The 9988-nt window shown below is 57.5% G+C and carries 9 protein-coding genes; 6 read left to right on the top strand and 3 right to left on the bottom strand.

Features of this window, described 5'->3' with window-relative positions; all coding sequences use genetic code 11:
* Window positions 1-6 precede the first annotated feature (6 nt).
* Entirely contained in the window at window positions 7-492 is a 486-nt protein-coding gene (locus HDE75_RS26470) for a MarR family winged helix-turn-helix transcriptional regulator (protein WP_183683082.1), read from the bottom strand.
* A gap of 1 nt (window position 493) precedes the next feature.
* On the bottom strand, window positions 494-883 hold the full coding sequence (locus HDE75_RS26475; RefSeq protein ID WP_183683085.1) for a tautomerase family protein: 390 nt from the start codon (window positions 881-883) through the stop codon (window positions 494-496).
* A gap of 244 nt (window positions 884-1127) precedes the next feature.
* Here HDE75_RS26475 and HDE75_RS26480 point away from each other — a divergent pair, with 244 nt between their 5' ends.
* Together HDE75_RS26480 and HDE75_RS26485 are read left to right on the top strand one after the other, a co-directional pair.
* Window positions 1128-2501 carry an NAD-dependent succinate-semialdehyde dehydrogenase gene (locus HDE75_RS26480; protein WP_183683088.1) on the top strand — a complete coding sequence of 458 codons (1374 nt, stop codon included), beginning with the start codon at window positions 1128-1130 and terminating at the stop codon, window positions 2499-2501.
* A gap of 149 nt (window positions 2502-2650) precedes the next feature.
* Window positions 2651-4258 carry a MutS-related protein gene (locus HDE75_RS26485; protein ID WP_260174485.1) on the top strand — a complete coding sequence of 536 codons (1608 nt, stop codon included), beginning with the start codon at window positions 2651-2653 and terminating at the stop codon, window positions 4256-4258.
* Here HDE75_RS26485 and HDE75_RS26490 read toward each other — a convergent pair whose 3' ends face one another.
* A complete protein-coding gene (locus HDE75_RS26490) occupies window positions 4259-6130 on the bottom strand; it encodes a phosphoethanolamine transferase (RefSeq protein WP_183683090.1) in 1872 nt (623 codons plus the stop codon). It lies immediately after the preceding gene.
* Between the two features lie 474 nt (window positions 6131-6604).
* Between HDE75_RS26490 and rpsL the strand changes: the two genes are divergently transcribed.
* The 4 genes from rpsL to HDE75_RS26510 all read left to right on the top strand — a co-directional run.
* Window positions 6605-6988 (top strand): 30S ribosomal protein S12, encoded by a 384-nt coding sequence (rpsL, locus tag HDE75_RS26495; RefSeq protein ID WP_025603541.1) that lies wholly within the window; start codon window positions 6605-6607, stop codon window positions 6986-6988.
* Between the two features lie 151 nt (window positions 6989-7139).
* Window positions 7140-7610 carry a 30S ribosomal protein S7 gene (gene rpsG, locus HDE75_RS26500; RefSeq protein WP_152248496.1) on the top strand — a complete coding sequence of 157 codons (471 nt, stop codon included), beginning with the start codon at window positions 7140-7142 and terminating at the stop codon, window positions 7608-7610.
* 108 nt (window positions 7611-7718) lie between these two features.
* Window positions 7719-9824: an elongation factor G gene (fusA, locus tag HDE75_RS26505; RefSeq protein ID WP_183683092.1), complete on the top strand. Its 2106-nt coding sequence runs from the start codon at window positions 7719-7721 to the stop codon at window positions 9822-9824.
* Window positions 9825-9896: 72 nt separating this feature from the next.
* Window positions 9897-9988 (top strand): GTP-binding protein (locus HDE75_RS26510; protein ID WP_005434227.1); only part of this gene is annotated, 92 nt, incomplete at its 3' end.

Here is a 9988-nt window from a genome sequence, read left to right on the forward strand (position 1 = left end):
TGAGGCTCAGGCTTGCAAGAAAGCCTCGGCGAATTGATCGGAAAAGATATCGGCCAGTGCAAGGCGCAGCGCTGCCGAGCGCTCTGGCCCGTAGGTCTTTTCAAAGCGTGTCTGCGCCTTGCGCCATAACAGATTCGCTTGCTTGAGCTTTGCCCTGCCCGATGGCGTCAGGCTGACGCGCCGGCTGCGGCCATCGTGTTCATCGTGGGTCTGCACCAGATAGCCTTCGCGCTCCAGCGGTTTCAGGTTGCGCGCCAGCGCCGAACGGTCAAGCACCATCGCATGGGCCAGTTCCGACATGGTCGGCGAACTGGCGCGCTGCACGTGCACCAGCACCGAGCGCTGCGAGATGGTCAGCCCGCATGGCGCAAGCAGGCCATCGTACAACTGGGTCACGCGGCGGCTGGCCTTGCGTAGCGCTGCGCCGTTGCACACCAGCGTGTCCCTGGCGTCCTGCCGGATCGCTGCTGTTTCTTTGTGATTCGTCGCCAAGCTAGGCCTCGCCCGCAGACCATTCGGGACTGAAACCGCCCAAGGTCGGGTGATACATCTCGTCTCCCGAATGCTGCGTGAATTCGACGTTCAGCCGGTCTTCGCGCAGGCCCAGTATGCCGATGCAGTCGGCGCACAGCGCCTTGGCTACCTGCATGCGCAGTTCCGCCGGCCGTCCCTGGCGTATGTCGCACATCAGGACCGATACGGGTACGGGTTCTCCATCGACCGTTCTCCATACGCCACCTTGACCGACTTCGCGTATGGCGATGCTGATGCGGCGTATATCGACCGTCATCAGGTCGGCATAGGTGAGCGCCATTTTCTTGGCGAGTGCTTTTTTGCGTTCGACAGGGTAGCTGTCGTTGACGTCCAACTGCAAGTAAGGCATGAGCATCTCCTGGGTGATTGAGGCAAGTGCTCCCTATTTAAGTGCATATGCCAGTATTTTTCAAGGTGGATATGCGTGCTTCTGGCGTGATGTCCGAAAACCTTGCGGATATGGCGTTGCTGGCGTTGTCTTGCGGTCCTAAGATGATTTCAACCGGGCTGCAGCAGCGGCCTTCAACACTTCTTTCCGGGGCGCAGTGAGAGTGACGCGCCGGGCAGTAACCTTATCCAGAATGGAGCTTCTCATGGCATACCAAACCATCAATCCCACCACGAATGTGCTGGTCAAAACCTGGCCCAACCATACGGACGAACAAATCGAAGCGGCGCTGGCGGCCGCACATCGTTTGTATAAATCCCCTTGGTCGAAAGGCGCGATCGCACCCCGTTTGCAGGTGCTGCACAAAGTAGCTGACCTGCTCGAATCGCGTGTCGAGGAACTGGCCCGTATCATCACCCTGGAAATGGGTAAGCTGATCGGCGAAAGCCGGGGAGAAATCCAGGTCGTGGCGCAGATCGCACGCTACTATGCAGACCATGCGGAACGCTTCCTGGCGCCGGTGACCATACAGACGGAGCAAGGCGAAGCGTGGATCGAACATCATGCCATCGGCGTACTGCTGGCGGTCGAACCATGGAACTTCCCGTTTTACCAATTGATGCGCGTACTGGCGCCGAATCTGGCGGCAGGCAATCCGGTCGTCGCCAAGCACGCCAGCATCGTGCCGCATTGCGCCTACGTCTTCGAGCAACTCGTTACCGAGGCGGGCGCCCCGCAAGGCGCCTGGACCAATCTGTTCATCACTGCCGACCAGGTGGGCAAGCTGATTGCGGATCAACGCGTGCAGGGCGTTGCCATGACGGGTTCGGAAGGCGCTGGCAGCGTGCTTGCCGCCCAGGCCGGCAAGTACCTGAAGAAGTCGACCCTGGAGATGGGCGGCAATGACGTGTTCGTGGTGCTTGAGGATAGTGATATCGACAAGGCAGTCGAGGCCGGCACGTTCTCGCGCCTGCATGTCGGCGGACAGGAGTGCATCGGTGCGAAGCGGTTCGTGGTGCGCGCGGAAGTGGCGGACGCGTTCCTGGACAAGTTCACGGCTGCCTTCAAGGCTGTCAGGATAGGCGACCCGCTGGACGAGGCGACTACCCTTGGCCCGCTCTCATCCACCACCGCCCGCGACAGCCTGGCCAGACAGGTCAGTGCGGCTGTCAGCCATGGCGCGACGCTGCACCATGGCGGCAATGTCGTCGACAGACCCGGCAATTTTTTTGAGCCGACTATTTTGACCAATGTGCGTCGCGACAATCCCGCCTATTTTGAAGAGTTTTTTGGCCCAGTCGCCCAGGTCTACGTCGTCAATACCGATGACGAGATCGTCGAGCTGGCCAACGATTCCAACTATGGCCTGTCGGGCGTCATCTTTTCGCGCGATATCGCACGTGCCAGACAACTCGCCTCCCGCATCGAGACGGGCGCTGTCTGGATCAATACCTTTTCAAGTACGGCGCCCGAACTGCCGTTTGGCGGGGTGAAGCGGTCCGGCTACGGCCGGGAGTTGTCCGAACTGGGTATCAAGGAGTTCGTCAACCAGAAGCTGGTGCTGGTCGCAAAATCCTGAACCTGCCCTGACAGGGAAAACACATGAAACTCAATGGAAAAATTGCGGTCGTCACCGCTTACGCGGACTTGATATTCTGGCAAGTGCCCTGATGTGCGTGCTGCAGTGATGGCGCGCCGCGCCATGCTGCCCTCACTCTGTGGAGCATGATGTTTACCCTGATCCAGAATGGTTCTGTTCAGCCGCGTCCTTTCACTGCCCGCATGGCGACCTGGCTGCGCCGGTTTGCCAGCTTGCCTGAACCGGATGAGCTCGATTATCCGTTTGCCCAAAGCGATGTCGCCAGGCTGCAGCAGTGCATCGGTGAACCGGCCGTGATCGATGAGCAGACCTGGGATGAAATGCTGCTGCCATCCTATACGGCGCAACTGACGCAGCAGACCAGCATCTTCGGCCAGCAGCGTTTGCACCAGCGCCTGGCCAGCGGGGTCGCCAATCCTGCGTCGCGCGAACGGGTCACTGCCTTGCTGGCGGCGCCGGCGCAGCAGCAAATAATCGAGCAAGCCATGCGTCCCTTGCGCGCGGCGGACATGGAAGTGAGCGCGCCGCTGTTTGGCGCGCCGTTGCCGGCGCCAGCCTGGTGGTCGCGCTGGCTGGCGCTGCCGGTATTGCTGCTGTTTGTATCACTGCTGGCCGCCTGCCTGTTTGCCCCGCTGGCATGGATTGCGGTGCTGCTGGTGTGGGCTGCGCTGATCGCGCTGCAGGTGCATTTTTATGAACGCTGCAAGCTGTGGCAGCGTAGCGTCCACAGCTTGCAGATGCTGCTGCTGGTGCATGGCCGCCTGGGTGGACTCGATACGCCATTCACGCAAGCGATGCGCGAAGGTCAGTGGCTATCGGGCGTGATCAGCCGTCAGTTGACGCCACCGCGCTGGGCCAGGGCCATGCCGGTGGTGAGTGAATACGAGGACTGGCTGATGCTCGGTAATGTACGGCGCTATTTCCGCAGCCTGCAAGTGGTGCGGCGCCAGCGCGCATTTCTGCGTACCAGCTTTTTGCTGCTGGCAGATTTGGAAGCGGACCTGGCGCTGGCCCGCCATCTGCGCGGACGCAATCAATTCTGCTGGGCGCAAGCAGCGCCGGCGCGGCAATTGTCGTTCGATGCCATGGTGCATCCGCTATTGGATGGCGCCGTGCCGTTATCCTTGCAGCTCGATGGCCGCGGTGCGTTTATCTCGGGCCAGAACGCCATCGGCAAGAGTACCTTGCTGCGCGGCGTGGGTCTCAATCTGATTTGCGCGCGCGCCTTTGGCTTTTGCTATGCCCAGGCGGCTGCGGTGCCCTTGACCCCCCTCTATTCAAGCATGCAGAACGAAGATTCGCTCGATGGTGGCGAGAGTCTGTACCTGGCCGAATTGCGGCGCGCCCAGGAATTGCTGGCGGTGGCAGACAGTGGTGCACCGGCGCTCTTCCTGATCGACGAGATTTTCCGTGGCACCAATCACCTGGAATCGGTATCCGCCGCAGCGGCCGTGTTGCATGGCCTGGCCGAGCGCCATCTGGTGATCGTCTCCTCGCACAATCTGGTGCTGGCACCCTTGCTGGAAGCGTGTCTGGCGCCGTGGTGCGTGAGCCGCGATGAACAGGGGCTGTTGCAGCTGGCGCCCGGTGTGCTGCTGCTCACCAATGGCATCTCGCTGCTGGCGCAGCGCGGCTTTGGCGCCAGTATCGAAGGCAAGGCGGGCAGGGTGTTCGATTGGCTCAGCACCCATATGGCGCAGCCCGCCGATTGCGCGGGCGTGCTGGAGCGGCGCTGATTACTTTTCCTGTTTCTCCGGCGTGCCCTTGTCGATCACTTCGTGGCAGTCGCCGCGCAGGGTGGAATTGTCGTAGTTGGTCCAGCCGTAGCTGTCGACGTAGCGCTTGTGCTGCTTGAAGCGGGGATTGACGAAGCTCCACTCGGGCGTTTCACCGGGGAAGTGGATATCGCCCATGTCGAGCAGGGTGTGAAACATGTTTTCCGTCGACAGGCGGGACTTTTGATGCAGGCGCAGCTGCGCCACCTTGTCCGGATAACGTATCTGGAATTGCGGCGAGTACCAGACGAAGGACGGCACGTGGAATTCATATTGCGTGTTATGGCCGTGGAAGGCCAGGCGGCAAGTGCCATCGTACAAGGTCTGGCCATGGTCGGCCACGTAGACGAGGGAACTGCGCAGGGCCGTGCGTTCGCCGCCATCCTTGAGGATGCCGATTACGTTCGATAAAAACCAGTCGGTATACAGGATCGAGCTGTCATAGCTGTTGTTCAGCTGCGGCTTGATGGCCGTATCCGTGTAGACGGGCTTGTCCACGCCGAACAGGGAGGGCTGCCATTTATCGAATGATTTCGGATAGCGCTCGCTATAGTTCCAGTGGCTGCCCAGGGTATGGAGCACGATGAGTTTTTTCGGCGCCGGATCGGCCAGCGCGTTCTTCAGCGGGTCGAACAGGATCTGGTCGAAGTTCGAGGTATTGGTAAAGCCGCCAAGGTTCAGGAACTGCACTACGTCCGCTTCTTTGGCAAATACGGAAACGGGCGTGTCGAACTTGCCGAACGAGATCTGGTTCGACAGCCAGTAGGTTTTAAAGCCCGCTTCCTTGTAGGCGGTGATAAAGGATTTTTCCGAGAAGCCGTCCTTCAGGCTTTGTCTGGCCGGCTTGCGCGAAATGATGACAGGCACCGACAGGCGGGTGGCCGAGACGGACGTGATGACGTCGGCCAGTGGTACCAGGTTGCTTTCCTGTTTCAGCAGCGGATTGGTGTCGCGTCCATAGCCATTCAAACTCCAGCGGTCGTAGCGCGACGATTCGCCGATCACCAGCACCACCACTTCCGGCTGCGTGTCCGGATTTTGCTGGCGGGCGCCGAAGCGGAAGCTGCTGCTCTTCTTGCCCAGTTCGGCCAGGTAGCGGCGTTCCTTGTAAAAATCATAGCCGCGCCCCATCAGGCCGAAAGGCCAGGAATTGCTGACGAGGCTAAAGTCATATGGCAGGCGCGCCCAGTGCGGCAGGCTGGGCCATTCCAGGCCTGTTTCATCGGCTCCGGCGATGCTGGCGTCTTCTGCCTTGCTGTCGTCGTCTTCAGCGTCGTCGCCAGCTGCGCTGGCGCTGGCCGACGCGTGGGGATGCACCTTGGCGGCAAAGCCGAATTCGTAGCCATACAGCCAGAAGGCGCCCAACAGGATTAATAGCCCCAGTGCGGCTGGCCGCGTCTTGCCGGTCCAGTCGAGCTCGCGCGTGCGGATGGCGGCCCACCAGCCCAGTGCGCACCATATGATCATGCCCAGCATGATGGCAGCCATCAGCCAGACTTTCTGTCCCAGAAATTCCATTGCCTCCATCGGGCTCGTTTCCACGATGATGCCCAGGTGGTGCGTGGAAATACCCTGGCCATAAAAGATGAACAGGTAGATTTCCGTCGGCACGGCCAGAAAGGCGGGCACCAGCAGCCAGTGAAAATACGCGGGACGCTTGAAGATGCACCATATGGCCAGCCAGGCCAGCAGTTCAAAACTGAGCATCTGCCACGGATGGTCTAGCGGGTGCCCCAGCAGTGCCGGAATAAAGGGCACGGCCGTCAGCATGACATAGCTCAGCAGCAGAAAAACGGTGGCGAGGCGGTTAGCCGGGCGAAACAAGGTGCGCATAGTGGGGATACGGTGAGGGCAAAGTGCTGTGAAAAATGTCCGCTATTATCAGCCCTTTTTGTCATCTTGCGGTCATATAAGAAGCAAGGCGGGCGGGGCAGGCAAGCGTATTGCCGGAGTGATATTTCTTATGAGAAAAAATATAAAAAAGATCATCCCTGCCGACGCAGGATGCGCGCAAGCGGGCGCGAATGATTGGCGAAAATGCTACGAACTGGCGTCTTTTTTGCCTTTTTTTATAGCAAAAAGCCGTAAACTGATTGACCCCCTGTAGTACAAGGTCTAAACTAGCGAGTTCTCGATTTTATTCTGCTCATCGTTTACGTGTTACCTGGTGATTTCATGGCCGCTCCTTACCGAGTGGCTGCGGGCGCCGGTAAAGGTAGCCAGGGCAGTACGAAAGCGGGACGAGGTTTTAGTCGCCGGGCATCTTGCCCGGGTTATTAATCGTAGTTTTTTGTTGGATTTATAACGATGCCAACCATCAATCAATTGATTCGCAATCCACGCGTCGCTCTGACCGTGAAAAGCAAATCGCCGGCGCTGGAAAACAGCCCGCAAAAACGTGGCGTTTGCACCCGTGTGTACACCACGACTCCTAAGAAGCCTAACTCGGCTTTGCGTAAAGTCGCTAAAGTGCGTCTGACCAACGGTTTCGAAGTCATTTCGTACATCGGCGGTGAAGGCCATAACCTGCAAGAGCATAGCGTTGTTCTGCTGCGCGGCGGTCGTGTAAAAGACTTGCCAGGTGTGCGTTACCACATGGTTCGCGGTGCTCTGGATACCCAAGGCGTTAAAGACCGTAAGCAAGCTCGTTCGAAGTACGGTACGAAACGTGCTAAGGCCGGCAAGAAGTAATAGTTGTTAGTAGCAAACCCAAGTTTCGCTCAGTGGCAGCTAACTAAGTGAATGTAGTCGACCGCATCTGGTCGAGTAAGTGGAAGACTATGATGGTCGTCCGCGAGTGTGCGAAGAACGCGCGCTCAACTGAAGATTGAAAGGAATTGATATGCCACGTCGTCGTGAAGTACCCAAACGCGAAATTTTGCCAGATCCAAAATTCGGCAACACTGATGTCGCTAAATTTGTAAACGTACTGATGCTGTCCGGTAAAAAATCGGTTGCAGAAAACATCATCTACGGTGCTTTCGAGCACATCGCTGCTAAAACCGGCAAAGATCCACTCGAAGTTTTCGTTACCGCAATCAACAACGCAAAGCCGTTGGTTGAGGTGAAATCCCGTCGCGTTGGTGGTGCAAACTACCAGGTGCCGGTCGAAGTTCGCCCAGTCCGTCGTATGGCTCTGTCCATGCGTTGGTTGCGTGAAGCTGCTAACAAGCGCAGCGAAAAATCGATGCCACAACGCCTCGGCGGTGAGCTGATGGAAGCGGCTGAAAGCCGCGGCGGCGCGATGAAAAAACGCGACGAAGTCCATCGTATGGCTGAAGCGAACAAAGCGTTCTCGCATTTCCGCTTCTAATAAAAAGCCAGCTTCCGTAAGGCGGCTGTCAAGTATCTGTTGTTCGAGGCCGGGCTCATTTTTGCAAAAAAATGCTGCTCGGTTTTGTCCATTCATTTAGGATTAATTATGGCCCGCAAGACCCCCATTGAGCGCTACCGCAATATCGGTATCTCCGCTCACATTGATGCAGGTAAGACGACCACCACCGAACGCGTCCTGTTCTACACAGGTAAAAGCCACAAAATCGGTGAAGTGCATGATGGCGCCGCCACCATGGACTGGATGGAGCAAGAGCAAGAGCGCGGCATCACGATTACGTCCGCAGCGACCACGTGCTTCTGGAAGGGCATGGCTAACAACTTCCCTGAGCATCACATCAACATCATCGACACCCCGGGCCACGTAGACTTCACCATTGAAGTTGAACGCTCGATGCGCGTGTTGGATGGCGCCTGCATGGTTTACTGTGCAGTCGGCGGCGTGCAGCCACAATCGGAAACGGTATGGCGTCAGGCTAACAAGTACAAAGTGCCACGTCTGGCCTTCGTGAACAAGATGGACCGTACCGGCGCCAACTTCTTCAAAGTGTACGATCAGATGCGTGCGCGTCTGAAAGCGAACCCGATTCCTCTGCAGATCCCTATCGGCGCTGAAGAGAACTTCCAGGGCGTGGTCGATCTGGTCAAGATGAAAGCCATCTATTGGGACGACGCGTCGCAAGGCATGAAGTTCGACTACCGCGATATCCCTGCTGAGCTGGCTGATCAAGCCGCTGAGTGGCGCGAGAAGATGGTCGAAGCCGCTGCTGAGGCATCGGAAGAGCTGATGAACAAGTACCTGGAAGAAGGCGACCTGACGGAAGCTGAAATCAAGGCTGCTCTGCGCGCTCGTACCCTGGCATCGGAAATCGTGCCGATGATGTGCGGCACCGCGTTCAAAAACAAGGGCGTACAAGCCATGTTGGACGGCGTGATCGAGTACCTGCCATCGCCGATCGACATCAAGCCAGTTGAAGGCGTTGATGAAGATGACCAGCCTACGTCGCGTAAAGCGTCGGACGATGAAAAATTCGCCGCGCTGGCATTCAAGATCATGACCGACCCATTCGTGGGCCAGCTGATCTTCTTCCGCGTCTACTCGGGCACGATCAATTCGGGCGATACGGTCTACAACCCGATCAAGGGCAAGAAAGAACGCCTGGGTCGTATTCTGCAGATGCACGCGAACCAACGCGAAGAAATCAAAGAAGTGCGCGCCGGCGATATCGCCGCTGCAGTTGGCCTGAAAGATGCGACCACCGGCGAAACCCTGTGCGATCCTCTGTCGGTCATCACCCTGGAAAAAATGGTTTTCCCTGAGCCAGTGATCTCGCAGGCTGTTGAGCCTAAGACCAAGGCTGACCAGGAAAAAATGGGCCTGGCGCTGAACCGCCTGGCGCAGGAAGATCCTTCGTTCCGCGTGAAAACCGATGAAGAATCGGGCCAGACCATCATCGGTGGTATGGGCGAGCTGCATCTGGAAATTATCGTTGACCGCATGAAACGTGAATTCAACGTTGAAGCGACCGTCGGCAAGCCACAAGTGGCTTACCGCGAAACGATCCGTAAAGTTTGCGAAGAGTCGGAAGGCAAATTCGTCAAGCAATCGGGTGGTCGTGGTCAATACGGTCACGTGGTTCTGAAGATCGAACCGCAAGAACCGGGCAAGGGTTTTGAATTCGTTGACGCGATCAAGGGCGGTACCGTTCCTCGCGAATACATCCCTGCAGTTGAAAAAGGTGTGCGCGACACGCTGACTTCGGGCGTGATGGCTGGCTACCCAGTTGTTGACGTTAAAGTCACGCTGTTCTTCGGTTCCTACCATGATGTCGACTCGAACGAAAATGCATTCCGCATGGCCGCTTCGATGGCATTCAAGGATGGTTGCCGCAAAGCAGCTCCAGTCATCCTGGAGCCGATGATGTCGGTGGAAGTGGAAACGCCAGAAGATTACGCCGGTACCGTGATGGGCGATCTGTCGTCGCGTCGCGGCATGGTGCAAGGTATGGATGAGATTGCTGGCGGTGGCGGCAAAATCATCAAGGCCGAAGTACCTCTGTCGGAAATGTTCGGCTACTCGACCTCGCTGCGTTCCGCAACGCAAGGCCGTGCGACTTACTCGATGGAATTCAAACACTATGCTGAAGCACCTAAGCATGTGACTGAAGCAATCGTAAGCTCGAAAGCTAAGTAATAGAAGTTCCGGGCCGGATTTCACGAGAATTCCGGTCCCTACATTTAAATCATTGTTCTAAGGAAGAATAAAATGGCAAAAGGTAAATTCGAACGGACCAAGCCGCACGTTAACGTCGGCACCATCGGCCACGTCGACCACGGTAAAACCACCCTGACCGCTGC

This window comes from Janthinobacterium silvisoli, assembly GCF_014200725.1.
Classification (GTDB): Bacteria; Pseudomonadota; Gammaproteobacteria; order Burkholderiales; family Burkholderiaceae_D; genus Janthinobacterium.

Bases quoted from the DNA above. Each gene is read 5' to 3' on its own strand.
- HDE75_RS26475 (WP_183683085.1), bottom strand. From the start codon at position 883: ATGCCTTACTTGCAGTTGGACGTCAACGACAGCTACCCTGTCGAACGC.
- HDE75_RS26480 (WP_183683088.1), top strand. From the start codon at position 1,128: ATGGCATACCAAACCATCAATCCCACCACGAATGTGCTGGTCAAAACC.
- HDE75_RS26485 (WP_260174485.1), top strand. From the start codon at position 2,651: ATGTTTACCCTGATCCAGAATGGTTCTGTTCAGCCGCGTCCTTTCACT.
- HDE75_RS26490 (WP_183683090.1), bottom strand. From the start codon at position 6,130: ATGCGCACCTTGTTTCGCCCGGCTAACCGCCTCGCCACCGTTTTTCTG.
- rpsL (WP_025603541.1), top strand. From the start codon at position 6,605: ATGCCAACCATCAATCAATTGATTCGCAATCCACGCGTCGCTCTGACC.
- rpsG (WP_152248496.1), top strand. From the start codon at position 7,140: ATGCCACGTCGTCGTGAAGTACCCAAACGCGAAATTTTGCCAGATCCA.
- fusA (WP_183683092.1), top strand. From the start codon at position 7,719: ATGGCCCGCAAGACCCCCATTGAGCGCTACCGCAATATCGGTATCTCC.